Below are 16878 nucleotides of genomic sequence, written 5' to 3'. Positions count from 1 at the left end.
ACAGCGCCAAAAAAGCCCCGCTTTTCGTTGACGGTGGCCCGCCGGGGCGGTACAATAAAGCCATCCCTGAAAAGGAGGGTGTGAGGGAAATGATCATCGAATGTCTGCTGGCAGCCGCCGCGCTGGCGCTGCTGGCCCTGTTTCTGCTTTTGCCGGGGCATGCGCCCTTTGCCAAAAAGGCGCCGTTCTCTGGCTGGTGCTACGCCCACCGGGGGCTGCACAGCCCGGACAAGTCGGTGCCGGAAAACAGCCTTGCCGCCTTTGCCGCCGCGGCCGACGCGGGCTACGGCATGGAGCTGGACGTGCAGCTCTCGAAGGACGGCGAAGTGGTGGTGTTCCACGACGACACGCTGGACCGGGTGACCGGGGTGGCCGGCCGGGTGGACGCTTTTGACTGGGCGGAATTGAAGGAGATGCCCCTGTGCGGCACCGGGCATCATATGCCGCTTTTTACCGAGGTGCTGGCCACGGTGGCCGGGCGCACGCCCCTCATCGTGGAGCTGAAGAGCGGCCCCCGGAACAAGGAGCTGTGCCAAAAAACGCTGGCGCTGCTGCGAAGCTACGACGGCGCTTTCTGCGTGGAGAGCTTTGACCCCACCATCGTGGCGTGGTTCCGCCGCAACGCGCCGGACATCCTGCGGGGCCAGCTGTCGGACAGCTGCGCTTCCTTCCGCAAGGACGGCAGCAGCCTCATCGGCTCCTTTGTGCTGAGCCGTTGCATGGGCAACTTTTTGGCCCGGCCCCAGTTCATCGCCTGGGGCCCGAACCCCAAAAACGCGGCGGTGCGCCTCATCGAGGCCTTCGGCCCCATGAAGGTGTTCTGGACCGCCCGTCCGGGCATGGACCACGCCGCCCTCACCGGCGAGTACGACGGGGTCATCTTTGAGCATTATGCCCCGCCCGCCCGCTATTAAAACCCTGAACACAGCTTCGCCCGCCCCGGCAGCCGCCGGGGCGGGCGTTTTTTCATTTTTCCCCCTTGGCCCGCAGGTAGCAGCGGTAGAGCCCTTCCAGCAGCAGGCCGGGGGCGAGGGCGGGCTTTGTCTCGCAATAAGGGGCCACAAGGCCCGCCAGCCCGCCGGTGAGCAGGAGGCTGGGCGCGCCCTCGGTCTCGTCCATCTCGGCGGCCATGCGGCGGAACATGCCGTCCACAAGGCAGGCCGCGCCGTAGATCACGCCGCTGCGCATGCTCTCGGCGGTGGTGGCGCCGATGGCGGGGCCCGGCGGCTCGAAGGCGATGGAGCGCAGATGGCTGGCCCGGTCCACCAGGGCGTTTAGGCCGAGGGCCACCCCCGGGGCGATGGCCACCCCCAGCACGTCCCCCGCCTTGTTCTGGGCGCAGAAGGTGGTGGCGGTGCCCAGGTCCGCCACGATGGCGGGCATGGGAACGCGGGCCAGCGCCCCCTCGGCCCCGGCCAGCATGTCCGCGCCCACCGGGTCCTTCGTGAGCACCCTGAAACTGATGTTGGAAGTTCCCAGCACCACCGGCTCCTTGCCGGTGACGGAAAAAAGGGCCTGCCGCACCGCGTCGGTGAGGGCGGGCACCACGCTGGACAGCGCGCACCCCTCCCACCGCCCCACGCCGAAGGGGGCCAGCACCTTTGCCAGCGCGGCGGCGCAGCTGCCGGCGTTCCAGCTGCGGTCGGTGGGCGTTTCGGCCGAAAAGGCCGCCCTGCCCTCTTCCCAGCCGGCCATGTTCAGCCGGGTATTGCCCATATCCACCAAAAGAACCATTCTGTTCCCTCCCGGGTCCTTGTTTGTTTTCAGTATACCCCGCCATCCGCCTTTGCGCAAGAATAAAGCGGCATACGGCGGAATAGGTATAAACAGGAGTTCCCACGACAAACGAGGAGGGTACGAGACATGTTTGTGTTGACATTCGGCAAAAACGGCCTGCGCCGGCTGGGCGCCGTCGCGGTGTGCGGCGTGGCGCTGGCGGGCGCGGTGTTCGCCGTCGGCAGCTTTTTCATGGAGGACGACGCGGCCCCCGCCGCCGCGAACGGCGAGGCCGCCCAGGCGGACCCCACCGCCATGAAGATCGAGGGCACCGACGACATCCAGGCCTTCTTCAAGGCCTTCGGGCTGGAGGTGGACCTTGCCACCGCCACGGTGGATAAGGTGAAAATTCCCAAAAGCTGGGACGAGAGCTTCTCCGCCTTCAACACGGTGGTGAAGGAGAGCGGCCTGTCGCTGGAAAAGTACAAAAACAAGACAGTGGAAAAATGGGTGGTGCTGTGCCCCGGGCGCAGCACCGGCGAGAACAAGGTGAGCGGCGTTCTGCTGGTGTATAAGGAGGAGCCGGTGGGCGCTTACCTGCTGGCTTCGCCCAGCGGCGAGGTGACCGGCCTTGTGAGCGCCGCGGCCACCGCCGCGCCCCTGACCGACGAGCAGGCCGCCGAGACAGCCGCCGGCTTTGGGGAGGACGCGGCCTCCACCGCCGCCCCGGCCGCCGATGGGGCCGCCGCGGTGAACGCCCCCCTGACCGGAGAGGCCGCCGAGACCGGAGGCGAAATCAGCCTCGAGGACGCGGGCGCCGTGCCCATCGAGTAAAAAACTTGAGCCCCGGAGCCATGGCGGCCCCGGGGCATTTTTCATTTTGTTTATTCCGCGTCCCACTGGGCAATTTTGCGGCCCATGAGCACGCCCATGACGCTGGCCATCATCAGGCCGCGGGTCCAGCCGCAGGAGTCGCCCAGGCAGTGCAGGCCCGCCACGTTGGTGACCAGGTCCGCATCCATCTTGACCTTGTTGGAGTAGAACTTCAGCTCGGGGCTGTAGAGCAGGGTCTCGTCGCTGGCGAAGCCCGGCACCACCTGGTCCAGCATCTGGATGAAGGCGATGATGTTGGTCATCGCCCGGTAGGGCATGGCGGCGGTGATGTCGCCGGCCACCGCGTCCACCAGGGTGGGGCGCACGTTGCTCTGGCTCAGTTCCTTGGGCCAGGTGCGCTTGCCGTCCAGGATGTCGCCGTAGCGCTGCACCAGGATGTGGCCCGCGCCCAGCATGTTGGTGAGCTCGCCCACCTTCTGGGCATATTCGATGGGCTGGTTGAAGGGCTCGGTGAAGTTGTGGCTGCACAGGATGGCAAGGTTTGTGTTGTTGCTTTTCTTTTCTTTATAAGAGTGGCCGTTCACCACCGCCAGGTCGTTGTCGTAGTTTTCCTGGCTGACGAAGCCGCCGGGGTTCTGGCAGAAGGTGCGCACCTTGTTCTTGAAGGGCTTGGGGTAGCCGATGAGCTTGGATTCATACAGCACCCGGTCCACCTTTTCCATCACCTCGCCCCGCACTTCCACCCGCACGCCGATGTCCACGGTGCCGGGCTTGTGGGCGATGCCGTGCTGGGCGCAGCGGCGCTCCAGCCAGTCGGCGCCCCGGCGGCCGGTGGCCACCACGGTGCGGCGGGCCAGAATTTCCTCCTCGGCGCCGCCCTTTGCCGCGCGCACCTTCACGCCGCGGCAGACGCCTCCCTCGATGAGCAGATCCACGCATTCGGTGTCAAAGCGCATCTCCACGCCCTCGGCCAGCAGATGGTTCTGCAGCGCCAGATACAGGTCCTGGGCCTTCTCGGTGCCCAGGTGGCGGATGGGGCAGTCCACCAGCTTGAGGCCCGCCTTGATGGCGTTCTTGCGGATCTCGCGAATTTCCTCGCCGTCGTAGACGCCCTCCACATGGGGGTCGGCGCCGAACTCCAGATAGATGCCGTCGGTGTAGTCGATGAGGCTCTGGGCAAATTCTTCGCCGATGAGGCCGGGCAGTTCGCCCCCCACCTCATAGCACAGGCTCAGCTTGCCGTCGGAAAAAGCGCCCGCGCCGGAAAAGCCGGTGGTGATGTGGCAGTAGGGCTTGCAGTTCATGCAGCGGCCGGTCTCTGCCTTGGGGCAGTGGCGCTTTTCCACCGGCCTGCCCTTTTCGACGATGACGATCTTTTCTTTTCTGCCTTTGCGCAGCAGCTCCAGCGCGGTGAAAATGCCGGCGGGGCCGGCGCCAACGATCACAAGATCGTACATGGTGAATGACCTCCTGTTCCCTTTCTTGTGCGGGCATGAAAAGGCCCCCCGCCAGCGGACGCCGGCAGGGGGCTTTGCTTTGCCTTATCCCTTTTATTATTAGCACAAAGTAATACTTTTGTCAAGCAGAGGATTTTTGGCCCTCACGGGCCTTCGAAGGTGATGGTCTGGGCCTGCGCGTCCACCCGGGCGTTCACCCCGAAGGGCAGGATGCACCGGGGCAGGGCGTGGCCCACGCTCACATCCGCCAGGATGGAAAGGGCTGGGTCGTCCACCGCCGCCATCAGCCGCCGGTGGTATTCCTTTCGGTGCACGTTGTCCATGGGGCGGCCGAACAGGATGCCGCTCACCGCCCTGAACACCCCCGCCTGTTTTAAGAAGCCCAGGGCGCGGCTGAACTTTTCCGGGCTCATCTGTTCCTCGCTGGTCTCCAGCAGCAGGATGCGGCCCTGCCAGTCCGCCGCGTCGGGGAACAGGCCGTATTGCCGGCACAGGGCGGGCATGCCGGCGTAGCGTTCGCCGTCGAAAAAGTCATGGATGGTGTCCAGGCAGCCGCCCAGGATCTTGCCGCTGAACACCGGCGGCCCCTGCAGCAGCTTCCAGCCTTCGGCGGGGTGGGCGGGCAGCGGCGTGCCAAGCCGGGCGGGGCTGTAGTCGGCGCGGCCCTCGTACCACACCTCGCTGGGTTTCACCTGATGGATGGAGCCGGTGCGCAGCAGCTCCTCAAAATACCGCCGGGTGTAGGGCAGCATCTCCTTGTCCATCTCGCACACGTCCGACAAAAAGGCCTGGCCGTAAAAGGTGGGCAGGCCCACCTTGTGCAGCATAAAGTGGTTGACGGTGGAGTCGGAAAAGCCCAGGAAGGGTTTTCGGCAAGCAGCCTTTTCAAGCTGGCCCTCGTCGAAGAGGTACGGCAGCAGCCGGTAGGTATCGTCGCCGCCGATGGCGCAGAGGATGAGGTCCACATCCGGGTCCCGGAAGGCATCCAGCAGGTCGGCGGCCCGCTGTTCCGGGTGTGCCTTCACGTAGTGGATGCCTTTGAGGGCGTGGGGCATAAATTTCACCCGGAGGCCATAGTGTTCCAGCCGGCGCACCCCCAGCTCCAGTTCATGGCGGACAAACTCCTCCCCCAGCGTCCCGGCGGACAGGCTGACCACGCCCACGGTTTTTATCATTGTGCAGCCCCCCTTCCCATAAAATTATTTCCCGCCGCGTTCGCGGCGGGAAGCGGTGTGTTTTCAGCCTTGGGCCGCCCGCAGGATCAGGTCCGCGCAGGCCTCGTCGCCCAAAGCGGTGTTGAGGCACAGGTCGTAGTGCCCGGCCTCGCCCCAGCGGTATTCGCTGTAGAAATTATAATAGGCGGCGCGGCGGCGGTCCTCCTTTTCCACCAGGGCGTTCGCGGTGCGCTCGTCGGCGCCGGCGGGCACGGCCCCTTGCGCCTGGGCACGGCGGCGGCGGAACTCCAGCGGCGCGTGGAGAAAGACCCGCAGCACGTCGTTGCGGCCCCGCAGCACATAGTCGCCGCAGCGGCCCACGATGACGCAGGGGCCCTTGTCCGCCAGGCCCCGGATGATCTGGGACTGGACCACGAACACCTGATCGCTCAGGGGCAGGTCGCTGCCCATGGTGTAGAGGTTATAGAGCAGGCTGCCGCTGGGGCGCTTTTCGCCGGCGGCGACGGCCTGTTCCGACAGGCCGCTCTCCTTCGCGGCCAGGGTGATGAGCTCCTTGTCGTACATGGGCGCGCCCAGGCTCTGCGCCACTTTGCGGGCAATGTCCAACCCGCCGGTGCAGAACTCCCGCCCGATGGTGATGACGCTGTATTTCATGGTCTTACCCCCTTTTGATGCCGTTTCCGTTCCGCCCTCAGCCCGGCAGGTGCACGTCGCCCACCATCGTGCAGCCGCTGGGGTCGATGGCATAGACGGTGATGCGGCCCTTGCCGCCAAACAGCTCCGGCGGCAGCTGCACGCCCCCCTGGGCCGTGGGCTTCAAAAAGCGGAAGGCCTTGTGGGCGGTGGTGGCGTGCACGGTGCCGTCCGTCACGGCGCAGGCCAGGGTGCCGGCAAACCCCTCCGGCAGGGGCAGGTCGGCGCCGTTCTCGTCCTGGAACATATAGGCGCCCACCTGCTCCAGCGCCCGCAGCCGGGCATGGCGGCGGTGGGGGCATCCCTCGCCCCGGCCCTTCTGCCGCCCGGTGATGACCAGCGCCAGACCCTGGTAGGCCTTCCAGAAGGCGTCCAGCGGGTAGGAGCGCTCGGCCTCCGCGTCGGTGGGGGCGAGGCTGTCGTTCACCAGGGCAAAAGCGCCCTTTTCCCCGGTCTCAAAGCCCCGCAGGGCCATCATCTGGGCTTCCACGTCGGCAAAGGCCCCGGGCAGGTACGCCTTGCCGTCGGCCTCCGCCTGCTCCTCGCTGGCGGCGTAGCGCATGAACACGCCCACCGAGTCGCCCTGTTTGACGCACTGCCACAGCCGCTCCGGATCCAGATAGGCAAGATACGCCCGGTAGCCGTAGCAGCCGGCCAGCGCCGCCGCAAAGGAAAAGTTGCGGGTGCCCATGTCCGCGTCGCCGTGGTCCAGCATGGACTGGCCCAGCTCCTCGGGCAGCACGTCCTGCCCCCAGCGGTTGAGCAGGCTCGCCAGGGTGACGGGGGTGCTCATGCCGTCCCGCAGGGAGGGGTCCCGCAGCTTCTGGCTGTAGGCGGGCAGGTGCAGGGCCCGGCTGTAAAGGGCGGGAGGCTGGGCCTGCCCGTCCACCGGGCGCACGCTGGCGGCCAGCAGCCACACCCGGGGGGTGAGGCGCTCGTCGTCGGTGTAAAGATAGATGCGCAGCTGGGCCTGCACGGCGCGGCCCCTGCCCACGTGCAGCACATTGTGCCACATGAACACCGGGTCCGCCTCGCTGCCGGTGACGCTGGCCCGCTGGATGTAGGGGCTCCACTTGCCGAAGCTGAGCCAGCCGCTCCACTCCTCGCCCGCCCGCACCCGGGCCTGGGCCTCCACCACGGTGCCCGGCGGCGTGTCGGCGTTCCAGCTCATCACCAGCCGGTCAAAGGCGGGCAGGTTCACCGGCTGGGAGGTGAAGCATCCGTAAAGCACATGGCGGCCCGCCGCCTGCTCCAGGCACACGCCGTCCTCGGTGAGGGCCACGTTGTCCAGCTCGCCCCGGGTGAAGGCATTGGTGCCGCTGAGGATGTAAAGGTTCTTCGCGTTCTGCATATCGCTCGTCCCCCGCTGCCGCCCGAAGCCTTTGGGCACCGGCGCGGCGTTCTGTGTTTGGTTTTATGGTATCCCATTTTGGGGCGCACTGTCAAGCGCGGCAAAAAGGCGTTCGGGGAGGCGGCGGGGAGGCGTTTCGACCCTGTTCGGCGCCAAAAAGCAAAATACCGCTTGTGCATTTTCCGCTGAACTCGTATACTATAATCAGTTTTGCGCCCACGGGCCGCAAACGGACCAAAACCCAGAATAAAGGTGTGTGCCATGAAGATCATTATTGCCGGCGACGGCAAGGTGGGCCTTGCCCTGACGCGGCAGCTGCTGCACGAGGGCCACGAGGTCACCATCGTGGATTCCAACCCCGTTGTGCTGCAGGCCAACATGTACCAGTACGACGTGATGGCGGTGCAGGGAAACGCCGCCACCATGGAGGCCCTGCGCCAGGCGCAGGTGGAAAAGGCGGACCTGCTCATCGCGGCCACCAGCGCCGACGAGATCAACCTGCTGTGCTGCCTGACGGCAAAAAAGATGAACAGCCGCCTGCATACCATCGCCCGGGTGCGCAACCCGGACTACACCGAACAGCTCTTCTTCATGCGGGAGGAGCTGGGCCTTTCCATGACCATCAACCCGGAGCTTTCGGCGGCGCGGGAGATCTTCCATCTGCTGCAGTTCCCCAGCTTTTTGCACCGGGACAGCTTTGCCAAGGGCCGGGTGGAGATCGTGGGCCTGCGGGTGGACGAGGGCAGCCGGCTGGAGGGCGTGGCGCTGCACCAGCTTTACAAGATCGCCCAGGTGAAGGTGCTGGTCTGCGCCGCGCTGCGCGCCGGTCAGGTGGTCATCCCCGACGGCAGCTTCGAGCTGAAAAAGGACGACCGCATCTTCGTCACCGCCCGGGCGGTGAACCTGGCCCAGCTCATCAAGAACCTGGGCATCGCCAAACAGAAGGTCCGCCGGGTGATGCTGGTGGGCGGCGGCCACATCAGCTTTTATCTGGCCCAGCGCCTGCTGGACGCCCACCTGAGCGTGAAGATCATCGAGCAGAACCCCAGCCGCGCCCGCTTTCTGGCGGAGAACCTGCCCGGCGCGGCGGTGGTGCTGGGGGACGGCTCCTCCCAGAGTTTTCTGGAGAGCGAGGGCCTGGGCGAGGCCGACGCCCTGGTCAGCCTGACGGGCATCGACGAGGAGAACATCGTGCTGAGCATGTACGCCCACAGCCAGGGGGTGCCCAAGGTGGTGACCAAGGTCAACCGCCTGGAGTACAACCGGATGTTCGAGGCGCTGGACATCGGCAGCATCGTGAGCCCCAAGGACCTGTGCAGCGCGCTCATCGCCCGCTATGTGCGGGGCATGCAGAACAAGACCGGCAAGATCCTGGCGCTGCACCTCATCGCCGAGGGCAACGCCGCCGCCATGGAGTTCCGGGTGGATGAACACACCCATCACCGGGGCGTGCCCCTGAAAGACGTGCCCCTGCGCCGGGGCGTGCTGATCTCCTGCATCAGCCGGGGCGCCGACACCATCATCCCGGACGGCACCTCCAGTTTTGACGTGGGCGACACGGTGGTGGCGGTGAGCACGCTGGACGCCCCCGTGATGCAGCTGAACGATCTGTTCGTGTGACGGGCGCGCCCGCCGTCGGGAATTTGTGAAGAGGAGGTGCGGACTTGAATTTTCGAGCGATCAACCATACCATCGGGTCCATCATCCTTCTGGAGATGGCCTTCATGCTGCCCAGCCTTGTGTGGTGCTGGGTGGACCGGGACGGGCACTCCGCCCTCGCCTTCGGCGCGTCGCTGCTCATCATGGGCGTGTGCGCCGGGCTGTTTCTGCTGGTGGGCCGCCGGGCCCGGGGCAGCATCTTCGCCCCCGAGGGCTTTGTGACGGTGGCCATGTGCTGGATCGTGCTGTCGCTGCTGGGCTGCCTGCCCTTTTACATCAGCGGCCAGATCCCCAGCTACATCGACGCTTTGTTCGAGGTGGTGAGCGGCTTCACCACCACCGGCGCCTCCATCCTGGCGGACCCCGCCGAGATGAGCCGGGGCCTTCTGTTCTGGCGCAGCGCCACCCACTGGCTGGGCGGCATGGGCATTCTGGTGTTCATGCTGGCCATCCTGCCCGCGCGGCAGGGCGGCGCGCTGCACCTGATGCAGGCGGAGAGCCCGGGGCCCACGGTGAGCAAGCTCACCCCCCGGCTGCGCCAGACCAGCAAGATCCTCTACGCCATCTATCTGGCGCTCACCCTGGCCTGCATCCTGTTTTTGCTGGCGGGGGGCATGTCCCTGTTCGACAGCCTGTGCACCGCCTTCGGCACCGCCGGCACCGGCGGCTTTGGCATCAAGGCGGACAGCATGGCAAGCTACAGCCCCTATCTGCAATGGGTGGTCACCGTGTTCATGGCCCTGTTCGGGGTGAATTTCTCGGTGTATTACCTGCTGCTTCTGCGCAAGGTGGGCCTTGCGGTGAAGGACGAGGAGGTGCGGCTTTATTTCCTCATCCTGCTGGTCGCCGGCGCGCTCATCGCCTGGGACATCCGGGACCTCATCCCCGATCTTTCCGAGCGCATCCGCCACGCCTATTTCCAGGTGAGCAGCATCATGACCACCACCGGCTTTTCCACGGTGGATTTTGACGTTTGGCCCGCCTTTTCCAAGGCCATCCTGCTCTGCCTGATGGCGGTGGGCGCCTGCGCGGGGTCCACCGGCGGCGGCCTGAAGGTGATCCGCCTTTCCCTCATGCTGAAAAGCCTGCGCCGCGCCATGCGCCGGACCCTGCGCCCCAACAGCGTGCAGCTGGTGCGGGTGAACGGCAAGGTGGTGGAGGACGATGTGCTCCACAACGTGAGCGCCTATCTGGTGGCCTATGTGCTCATCCTCTTCGGCAGCTTCGTGGTCATCTCGCTGGACGAGCTCAGCCTGGAGAGCAACATCTCCGCCGTGTTCTCCTGCTTCAACAACATCGGCCCCGGCTTCGACGCGGTGGGCCCCATGGTGAACTACGACTGCTACAGCGACCTGTCCAAGCTGGTGCTGACGCTGGACATGCTGCTGGGCCGCCTGGAAATTTTCCCCCTGCTGGCGCTGTTCAGCCGCCACAGCTGGAGCCGCCGGCTGTGACCTTTGGCCGGGCGGCCCCCGCCCGCCGGCTTTTTCCCGCGGCGCCGCTCCTTTGCGCCGTATCCGCGGCAAACAAAACCCCCTGCCACACGGCAGGGGTTTTACTTTTTGGATATTTTTTAAAAATAATCCATATTGTTTCAGGCCGAAGGCCCGTCCTTCCGGCCGCGCAGGCCCTTGAGGCCGTCGTCCTCCTTGACGCCCAGGGCGCGGGTGAGCGCGCCCAGCAGCCCCGCCGCCAGCGCCGCGCCGCCAAAAGCGGCCAGCACCTGGGGCCAGCGGCCGGTGAGGGCGTCCAGCAGGGCGGTGAGACGTTCCAGGTCCATGGGTCTGTTCCCTCCTTTGCCGCTCAGCGGCGGGCGGCCACGCTCTGGCGCACCTGGGCGCGCCGCAGCTTGGCGGCGGCCAGCTCCCGGTCGCGGGCGGAAAGGTCCGTCTGCTCCAGCTGCCGCCTTGCCTGCGCCTCGGAGGCTTCGGCCCGGGCGGCGTCGATGTCCTCGGCCCACTCGAAGGTGTTGGCCATCAGCCGCACCCTGCCCCCCGCCACCGACAGCATGCCGCCGATGCAGGCGGCGCGGCGCACCGTTCCGTCCTCGGCGGTGACCCGGGCCTCGCCCATGCCCACCGCAGTGAGATAATCGCAGTGGCGGGCCAGGATGGCCACGTCGCCGGTGATGGTGCGGCAGAAGAGCTTTTGGGCCATGCCGTCATAGGCCTGGCCGCCGGGGGTGACGATCTGCAGCGGAAAACTGGTCATGCGGTTTCACCTTTCCTTGCCGCGGCGACCACCTCGTCGATGGCGCCTTTGAACAGGAACGCCGACTCGGGCAGGCCGTCGTGTTTGCCTTCCAAAATCTCCTTGAAGCCGCGGATGGTCTCTTTCAGCGGCACATACCGCCCCTCCATGCCGGTGAACTGCTCGGCCACGGTGAAGGGCTGGCTGAGGAAACGCTGGATCTTGCGGGCGCGGTTGACAGTGACCTTGTCCTCTTCGCTCAGCTCGTCCATGCCCATGATGGCGATGATGTCCTGCAATTCCTTGTAGCGCTGCAGCACCTGCTGCACGCCGCGGGCCACCTCGTAGTGCTCCTGCCCCACCACGTCGGGGGAGAGGATGCGGCTGGTGGAATCCAGCGGGTCCACCGCCGGGTAGATGCCCAGGCTGGAAATGGCGCGGGACAGAACGGTGGTGGCGTCCAGATGGGCGAAGGTGGTGGCGGGGGCGGGGTCGGTCAGATCGTCCGCCGGCACATACACCGCCTGCACGCTGGTGATGGAGCCCTCTTTGGTGGAGGTGATGCGCTCCTGCAGCGCGCCCATCTCGGTGGCAAGGGTGGGCTGATAGCCCACGGCGCTGGGCATGCGGCCCAGCAGCGCCGACACCTCGCTGCCGGCCTGGGTGAAGCGGAAGATGTTGTCGATGAAGAGAAGCACGTCCTGGTGCTCCTTGTCGCGGAAGTACTCGGCCATGGTCAGGCCGGACAGGCCCACCCGCATGCGGGCTCCCGGCGGCTCGTTCATCTGGCCGTAGACCAGGGCGGTCTTGTTGATGACGCCCGACTCCTTCATCTCGTTGTAAAGGTCGTTGCCCTCGCGGGTGCGCTCGCCCACGCCGGTGAACACCGACAGGCCGCCGTGCTGCTTGGCAACGTTGTTGATGAGCTCCATGATGAGCACGGTCTTGCCCACGCCGGCGCCGCCGAACAGGCCGATCTTGCCGCCCTTGGCGTAGGGGCAGATCAGGTCCACCACCTTGATGCCGGTCTCCAGGATCTCGGTGGTGTTCTGCTGTTCCTCATAGCTGGGGGGGTCCCGGTGGATGGGCCAGCGCTCCGCGGTCTCGGGGGCGGGCAGGTTATCCACCGGCTCGCCCAGCAGGTTGAAGATGCGGCCCAGGCACTCGCGGCCCACCGGCACGCTGATGGGGCCGCCGGTGTCCACGGCTTTGGCGCCGCGCACCAGGCCGTCGGTGCTGCTCATGGCGATGCAGCGCACCACATTGTCGCCGATGTGCTGCGCCACCTCCACGATCAGGCTCTTGCCGCCGTTCTCCACCCGGATGGCGTTGAGCAGGCCGGGCAGCTGGCCGTCGGGGAATTTGATATCCAGCACCGGGCCGATGACCTGCACCACGGTGCCCTCGTATTGATTCGGCATGGACATTTCTCCTTTTTTCGGCGTTTGCCGCGGGCGTTTCAGCCCTCGGCGCCCGCCACGATCTCGGTGATTTCCTGGGTGATGGCCGCCTGCCGGGCCCGGTTGTAGTGCAGGCTCAGGGTTTCGATCATCTCGCCGGCGTTCTTGCTGGCGGCGTCCATGGCGGTGCGGCGGGCGCCCAGCTCGCTGGCCACCGATTCGCACAAAGCCCCCCAGATGAGGCCCGCCAGATACTCCGGCACGATGGCGTTGTAGACCGTCTCGCAGTCCGGCTCGTAGAGGGTAGTCATGAGGGGGCCGGCGCCCTTTTCTGCCTGCCGGTAGTTCAGCGGCAGCAGCTTCAGGGTGGCCGGCTGCTGGCTGAGCATGGAGACGAAGTTGGTGTAGGCCAGGATGATCTCGTCAAATTCGCCCTTCACAAAGCCGCCCGCCAGGGTGCGGGCCATGTCGTAGCAGCCGCTCATCTCCACCTCCGCGGCCACGGCGTAGCGGTCGGTGACCACGGGCACGCCCCGGCGGCGGTAATGTTCCAGCGCCTTTTTGCCGATGGGCAGAACGCACCAGTTTTTGCCTTCGGCGTGGGCGGCCACCGCCTTGAGGATGTTGGCGTTGTAGCCGCCGGCAAGGCCGCGGTCGCCGGCGATGACCACATAGCAGCTGGTCTTCACCGGGCGCTGGGCCGTATAGGGCGAGCGGAACTCGTCGTTGGAATAGGCGATGTCATCCAGCGCCGCATGGAGCGCGTCAAAGTAGGGGCGGCTGTGCTCCACCCGCTCCTTGGCGCGGCGCAGCTTGGAGGAGGCCACCAGCTCCATGGCCTTGGTGATCTGCATGGTGCCTTCCACGCTTTTGATGCGCAGTTTGATGTCCTTCATGGACGCGCCTGCCATACGCTCTGCCTCCTCACTTCGCCCGGGCGTTCAAAAACTGCCGGGTGTAATCGTCCAGCGCCGCGGCGAGGGCCTTTTCGGTGTCCTCTTCCAGCCTGCCGGTGGTGCGGATGGCGGAAAGGACCCCGGCTCCATGGGCGTCCATGTACTCGTACAGGCCCTTTTCGTACTCCTTCACGTCCTCCACGGCCACGTCCTTCAGGCAGTCCTTGGTGACGGCGTAGAGGATGCACACCTGCTTTTCCACCGGGATGGGGGAATTGCGGTCCTGTTTGAGCACAGCCACGATGCGCTCGCCCTGGGCAAGGCGCGCCTTGGTGTCGGCGTCCAGGTCGGAGCCGAACTGGGCGAAGCTCTGCAGCTCGCGGTACTGGCTGTAGATGAGCTTGAGGCTGCCCGCCACCTTCTTCATCGCCTTGATCTGGGCGTTGCCGCCCACGCGGGACACCGAGATGCCCGGGTTCACCGCCGGCATGACGCCGCTGTGGAACAGTTCGCTCTCCAGGAAGATCTGGCCGTCGGTGATGGAGATGACGTTGGTGGGGATGTAGGCGGACACGTCGCCCGCCTGGGTCTCGATGATGGGCAGGGCGGTCAGGCTGCCGCCGCCGTACTCGGGGGCGATGCGGGCCGCGCGCTCCAACAGGCGGCTGTGGAGATAGAACACGTCGCCGGGGTAGGCCTCACGGCCCGGGGGACGGCGGATGAGCAGGCTGAGGGCACGGTAAGCCACGGCGTGCTTGGAGAGGTCGTCGTAGATGACCAGCACATCCTTGCCCTGGCTCATGAAGTATTCGCCCATGGCGCAGCCGGCGTAGGGGGCGATGTACTGCAACGGCGACAGTTCGCTGGCGGAGGCGGACACCACGATGGTGTAGTCCATGGCGCCGTTTTCTTCCAGCGTGTTCACCAGCTGGGCCACGGTGCTCTGCTTCTGGCCGATGGCCACGTAGATGCAGATGACGCCGACGCCCTTCTGGTTGATGATGGTGTCGGTGGCGATGACCGTTTTGCCGGTCTGGCGGTCGCCGATGATGAGCTCGCGCTGGCCGCGGCCGATGGGGATCATCGAGTCGATGGCCTTGATGCCGGTCTGCAGCGGCACCGAGACGCTCTGGCGCTCGATGATGCCCGGCGCGGGGGATTCGATGGGCCGGTATTCCTTGGCCTCGATGGGGCCTTTGCCGTCGATGGGCTGGCCCAGGGCGTTCACCACGCGGCCGATGAGGGCTTCGCCGGCGGGCACGCTGACCACGCGCCCGGTGCGCTTGACCACGCTGCCCTCCTTGATGCCCTCCTCGTCGCCCAAAAGCACGATGGAGACGCTGTTCTCCTCCAGGTTCTGGGCCATGCCGTAGGCGCCGTTTTCAAACTCCACCAGCTCGCCGCTCATGCATTTTTCCAGACCCACCGCCCGGGCGATGCCGTCGCCCACCAGGATCACGGTGCCGGTCTCGCTCTGCTCGATGACGTTCTGGTAGTGCTTGATCTGCGCCTTGATGATCCGGGTGATCTCTTCGGGTTTCAATTGCATTCTTTCACCTTCTCCGATTACAATGTGGCTGCCAGCAGGCGGCGCACCTCATCCAGCCGGTTCTTCACCGTGCCGTCCAGCCAGGCGCCCTCCACCTCCAGCCGCACGCCGCCCAGGCACCCGGGCTGCACCCGGGCGGTGAGGGCAATGGTCTTGCCGGTGAGCGCCTCCAGCTTTTTCTTCAGCGCTTCGGTCTGCCCTTCGCTCATGGGCACCGCCGTCACCGCCGTGGCCTCCAGGATGCCGTGGGCGGCGTTGTAGCGCGCCCGGTATTCCTTGAGGCAGTCCGGCAGGGCGCGGATGGCGCCCTTTTCGCAAAGCAGCTTGAGGAAATTCAGCAGATACGGCTCCGCCTGCCCGCCGAAGGCCTCGTCCAGCGCAGCGCAGCGCTCGGCCTTGGGCACGCTGGGCATCGCCAGCAGTTTTTCCCAGGCGGGGTTCTCGGCCAGCAGCCGGCGCACCTCGCCCAGCTGCTCCAGGATGACCTCCTCCAGCCCCTCCTCGGCGGCCAGCTCATAGAGAGCGCCGCCGTACTCGGCGCCCGCGGCGGTCATGACGCGTCACCCACGTTTTCGATGAAGCTGTCGATCAGGGCCTTGTGGTCGGCCTCGCTGATCTCCCGCTCCACCACCTTGCTGGCAATGGCCATGGCCATGCCGCCGATCTCGTCCTTGGCGTCGTTCAAAGCCTTCTTGCGGGCCTGCTCGATCTCCGCCTCGGCCTTCTGCTTCATCTGGGCGGCCTGGGCGCGGGCGGCGGCGAGGGTCTCCTCGCTGCGGGCCGCGGCGGTCTTGTCCGCCTGGGCCAGCATGTCGGCCACTTCCTGTTTGGCCGTGGCCAGATGGCTCTCATACTCGGCCTTTTCGGCCTCGGCGGTCTCCTTGGCCCTGCGGGCGTCGTCCAGCATGGCGTCGGCCCGGGCCTGGCGCTCGTCCAGCACCTTCTGCACCCGCTCGAACAGCAGCTTCTTGACGATCAGCGTGAGGATCAGCAGGTTGCCCAGCATCATGACCATGTGCCAGGGCGTTATGGTGACCAGATCTTTAAATTGTTCCAATGGTCATTCCCCTTTCCTGCGGCTTATCGGGGCCTGTTTTCAGCCCAGCATGCCGATGAACATGCCCGGCGCGACGAACAGCAGCAGCAGGCCGGTGACGAAGCCGTAGATACCGGTGGTCTCGGCGATGGCGCAGCCCAGCAGCATGGTGCTGGTCACGTCGCCCTTGCACTCGGGCTGGCGGCCGATGGCCGTGCAGGCCTGGCCCACGGCGTAACCTTCGCCGATACCGGGGCCGATGCCGGCGATCAGAGCGAGACCCGCGCCGATGGCGCAGCCGGCCAGAACGATTGCTTTTTCCATCATAGATAGTTCCTCCTAAAATGAAGTACTTTGTGTATGCCGCCCCCCTCGGGGGGCGTTTTCCTCGCGGCCGGCGGCCGCGTCGGGTCAAAAAGGGTCAGCCGTCCGCCTCGGCGGCGTTGGCGATGTACAGCATGGTGAGCATGCAGAAGATGAAGGCCTGCATGAAGCTGCTGAACAGGTCAAAGTAGATGGACAGCACCGCCGGGATGCCCAGCTGGAAGAGGGGGATGAGGCCGAGCACCTCGCCCAGCGCGCCCGGCAGCATGCCCAGCAGGGCGTTGCTGGCCACCGCCAGCGCGGCGTAGACCAGCGTGCTGATGACGCCGCCGGACATGATGTTGCCGAAGTGACGGAAGGCCATGGAGATGGGCGTTGCCAGCTCGCTGATGATGTTGAAGGGGGTGAACACCGGGATGGGGGTGGTGAAGCCCACGAGATAGCCCTTCAGGCCGCCGGTCTTGATTTTGGTGCAGGTGATCATCACGAACACCAAAAGCGCCCAGGACAGCTCGGTGGACAGGTCGCTGGTGGCGGGGTACAGCCCGATCAGGCTGGACAGGCTGCACAGCGCCGAATAGCTGAACAGCGCCCCGAT

General features: G+C 66.0%; 18 protein-coding genes. 4 read left to right on the top strand and 14 right to left on the bottom strand.

Annotated features, from left to right (window positions below):
• Nucleotides 1-89: 89 nt before the first annotated feature.
• Nucleotides 90-914, top strand: coding sequence for a glycerophosphodiester phosphodiesterase family protein (locus ACH2AT_RS02615; protein ID WP_394963353.1), 825 nt, complete (start codon nucleotides 90-92; stop codon nucleotides 912-914).
• 52 nt (nucleotides 915-966) lie between these two features.
• On the opposite strand, the gene ACH2AT_RS02610 is transcribed toward ACH2AT_RS02615, so the two are convergent.
• Nucleotides 967-1734, bottom strand: a complete 768-nt coding sequence (locus ACH2AT_RS02610) for a type III pantothenate kinase (protein WP_394963351.1) — start codon at nucleotides 1732-1734, stop codon at nucleotides 967-969.
• Between the two features lie 129 nt (nucleotides 1735-1863).
• Between ACH2AT_RS02610 and ACH2AT_RS02605 the strand changes: the two genes are divergently transcribed.
• Nucleotides 1864-2550 carry a DUF4830 domain-containing protein gene (locus tag ACH2AT_RS02605; protein WP_394963349.1) on the top strand — a complete coding sequence of 229 codons (687 nt, stop codon included), beginning with the start codon at nucleotides 1864-1866 and terminating at the stop codon, nucleotides 2548-2550.
• Nucleotides 2551-2600: 50 nt separating this feature from the next.
• Here the strand turns inward: ACH2AT_RS02605 and ACH2AT_RS02600 are convergent, their stop codons facing one another.
• From ACH2AT_RS02600 to ACH2AT_RS02585, 4 genes are all read right to left on the bottom strand, one after another.
• Nucleotides 2601-4007 carry an NAD(P)/FAD-dependent oxidoreductase gene (locus tag ACH2AT_RS02600; RefSeq protein ID WP_394963348.1) on the bottom strand — a complete coding sequence of 469 codons (1407 nt, stop codon included), beginning with the start codon at nucleotides 4005-4007 and terminating at the stop codon, nucleotides 2601-2603.
• 143 nt (nucleotides 4008-4150) lie between these two features.
• On the bottom strand, nucleotides 4151-5182 hold the full coding sequence (locus ACH2AT_RS02595) for a S66 peptidase family protein (RefSeq protein ID WP_394963347.1): 1032 nt from the start codon (nucleotides 5180-5182) through the stop codon (nucleotides 4151-4153).
• 63 nt (nucleotides 5183-5245) lie between these two features.
• The gene (locus ACH2AT_RS02590; protein ID WP_394963346.1) at nucleotides 5246-5836 is read right to left on the bottom strand and encodes an AAA family ATPase; all 591 of its coding nucleotides are present in this window, start codon (nucleotides 5834-5836) and stop codon (nucleotides 5246-5248) included.
• Between the two features lie 37 nt (nucleotides 5837-5873).
• Nucleotides 5874-7226 carry a hypothetical protein gene (locus ACH2AT_RS02585; RefSeq protein WP_394963345.1) on the bottom strand — a complete coding sequence of 451 codons (1353 nt, stop codon included), beginning with the start codon at nucleotides 7224-7226 and terminating at the stop codon, nucleotides 5874-5876.
• 261 nt (nucleotides 7227-7487) lie between these two features.
• Between ACH2AT_RS02585 and trkA the strand changes: the two genes are divergently transcribed.
• Together trkA and ACH2AT_RS02575 are read left to right on the top strand one after the other, a co-directional pair.
• A complete protein-coding gene (gene trkA, locus ACH2AT_RS02580; protein ID WP_394963343.1) occupies nucleotides 7488-8846 on the top strand; it encodes a Trk system potassium transporter TrkA in 1359 nt (452 codons plus the stop codon).
• 44 nt (nucleotides 8847-8890) lie between these two features.
• A complete protein-coding gene (locus tag ACH2AT_RS02575; protein ID WP_394963341.1) occupies nucleotides 8891-10339 on the top strand; it encodes a TrkH family potassium uptake protein in 1449 nt (482 codons plus the stop codon).
• A 140-nt stretch (nucleotides 10340-10479) separates the two neighbouring features.
• On the opposite strand, the gene ACH2AT_RS02570 is transcribed toward ACH2AT_RS02575, so the two are convergent.
• The 9 genes from ACH2AT_RS02570 to ACH2AT_RS02530 form a co-directional block, all read right to left on the bottom strand.
• Nucleotides 10480-10665: a hypothetical protein gene (locus tag ACH2AT_RS02570; RefSeq protein WP_394963339.1), complete on the bottom strand. Its 186-nt coding sequence runs from the start codon at nucleotides 10663-10665 to the stop codon at nucleotides 10480-10482.
• Nucleotides 10666-10688: 23 nt separating this feature from the next.
• Nucleotides 10689-11096, bottom strand: coding sequence for an ATP synthase F1 subunit epsilon (gene atpC / locus ACH2AT_RS02565; protein ID WP_394963337.1), 408 nt, complete (start codon nucleotides 11094-11096; stop codon nucleotides 10689-10691).
• Nucleotides 11093-12496 carry a F0F1 ATP synthase subunit beta gene (gene atpD / locus ACH2AT_RS02560; RefSeq protein ID WP_394963336.1) on the bottom strand — a complete coding sequence of 468 codons (1404 nt, stop codon included), beginning with the start codon at nucleotides 12494-12496 and terminating at the stop codon, nucleotides 11093-11095. The genes atpC and atpD overlap by 4 nt, the downstream gene beginning before the upstream one ends.
• Before the next feature lie 38 nt (nucleotides 12497-12534).
• Complete coding sequence (atpG, locus tag ACH2AT_RS02555; protein WP_394963334.1) at nucleotides 12535-13386, bottom strand: ATP synthase F1 subunit gamma; 852 nt, start codon at nucleotides 13384-13386, stop codon at nucleotides 12535-12537.
• A gap of 13 nt (nucleotides 13387-13399) precedes the next feature.
• Nucleotides 13400-14920 carry a F0F1 ATP synthase subunit alpha gene (atpA, locus tag ACH2AT_RS02550; RefSeq protein WP_394963332.1) on the bottom strand — a complete coding sequence of 507 codons (1521 nt, stop codon included), beginning with the start codon at nucleotides 14918-14920 and terminating at the stop codon, nucleotides 13400-13402.
• Between the two features lie 17 nt (nucleotides 14921-14937).
• Nucleotides 14938-15474 carry an ATP synthase F1 subunit delta gene (gene atpH / locus ACH2AT_RS02545; RefSeq protein ID WP_394963330.1) on the bottom strand — a complete coding sequence of 179 codons (537 nt, stop codon included), beginning with the start codon at nucleotides 15472-15474 and terminating at the stop codon, nucleotides 14938-14940.
• Entirely contained in the window at nucleotides 15471-15977 is a 507-nt protein-coding gene (atpF, locus tag ACH2AT_RS02540) for a F0F1 ATP synthase subunit B (protein WP_177522698.1), read from the bottom strand. The genes atpH and atpF overlap by 4 nt, the downstream gene beginning before the upstream one ends.
• A 39-nt stretch (nucleotides 15978-16016) precedes the next feature.
• On the bottom strand, nucleotides 16017-16283 hold the full coding sequence (gene atpE / locus ACH2AT_RS02535; RefSeq protein WP_177522697.1) for an ATP synthase F0 subunit C: 267 nt from the start codon (nucleotides 16281-16283) through the stop codon (nucleotides 16017-16019).
• 94 nt (nucleotides 16284-16377) lie between these two features.
• Nucleotides 16378-16878 (bottom strand): F0F1 ATP synthase subunit A (locus tag ACH2AT_RS02530; RefSeq protein WP_394963328.1); only part of this gene is annotated, 501 nt, incomplete at its 5' end.

The sequence above is a fragment of the Candidatus Allofournierella excrementigallinarum genome (genome assembly GCF_944388085.1).
In the GTDB taxonomy this organism is placed as follows: domain Bacteria; phylum Bacillota; class Clostridia; order Oscillospirales; family Ruminococcaceae; genus Allofournierella_A; species Allofournierella_A excrementigallinarum.
The sequence above is the reverse complement of the archived record's forward strand: the minus strand, read 5'-3'. Positions and strand labels throughout refer to the sequence as shown.

Excerpts from the sequence above, each read along its gene's own strand:
- atpE (WP_177522697.1), bottom strand. The coding sequence starts at position 16,283 with ATGATGGAAAAAGCAATCGTTCTGGCCGGCTGCGCCATCGGCGCGGGT.
- atpA (WP_394963332.1), bottom strand. The coding sequence starts at position 14,920 with ATGCAATTGAAACCCGAAGAGATCACCCGGATCATCAAGGCGCAGATC.
- ACH2AT_RS02570 (WP_394963339.1), bottom strand. The coding sequence starts at position 10,665 with ATGGACCTGGAACGTCTCACCGCCCTGCTGGACGCCCTCACCGGCCGC.
- atpH (WP_394963330.1), bottom strand. The coding sequence starts at position 15,474 with ATGACCGCCGCGGGCGCCGAGTACGGCGGCGCTCTCTATGAGCTGGCC.
- ACH2AT_RS02615 (WP_394963353.1), top strand. The coding sequence starts at position 90 with ATGATCATCGAATGTCTGCTGGCAGCCGCCGCGCTGGCGCTGCTGGCC.
- trkA (WP_394963343.1), top strand. The coding sequence starts at position 7,488 with ATGAAGATCATTATTGCCGGCGACGGCAAGGTGGGCCTTGCCCTGACG.
- ACH2AT_RS02595 (WP_394963347.1), bottom strand. The coding sequence starts at position 5,182 with ATGATAAAAACCGTGGGCGTGGTCAGCCTGTCCGCCGGGACGCTGGGG.
- ACH2AT_RS02600 (WP_394963348.1), bottom strand. The coding sequence starts at position 4,007 with ATGTACGATCTTGTGATCGTTGGCGCCGGCCCCGCCGGCATTTTCACC.
- ACH2AT_RS02590 (WP_394963346.1), bottom strand. The coding sequence starts at position 5,836 with ATGAAATACAGCGTCATCACCATCGGGCGGGAGTTCTGCACCGGCGGG.
- atpG (WP_394963334.1), bottom strand. The coding sequence starts at position 13,386 with ATGGCAGGCGCGTCCATGAAGGACATCAAACTGCGCATCAAAAGCGTG.
- ACH2AT_RS02610 (WP_394963351.1), bottom strand. The coding sequence starts at position 1,734 with ATGGTTCTTTTGGTGGATATGGGCAATACCCGGCTGAACATGGCCGGC.
- ACH2AT_RS02585 (WP_394963345.1), bottom strand. The coding sequence starts at position 7,226 with ATGCAGAACGCGAAGAACCTTTACATCCTCAGCGGCACCAATGCCTTC.
- atpC (WP_394963337.1), bottom strand. The coding sequence starts at position 11,096 with ATGACCAGTTTTCCGCTGCAGATCGTCACCCCCGGCGGCCAGGCCTAT.
- atpD (WP_394963336.1), bottom strand. The coding sequence starts at position 12,496 with ATGCCGAATCAATACGAGGGCACCGTGGTGCAGGTCATCGGCCCGGTG.
- ACH2AT_RS02605 (WP_394963349.1), top strand. The coding sequence starts at position 1,864 with ATGTTTGTGTTGACATTCGGCAAAAACGGCCTGCGCCGGCTGGGCGCC.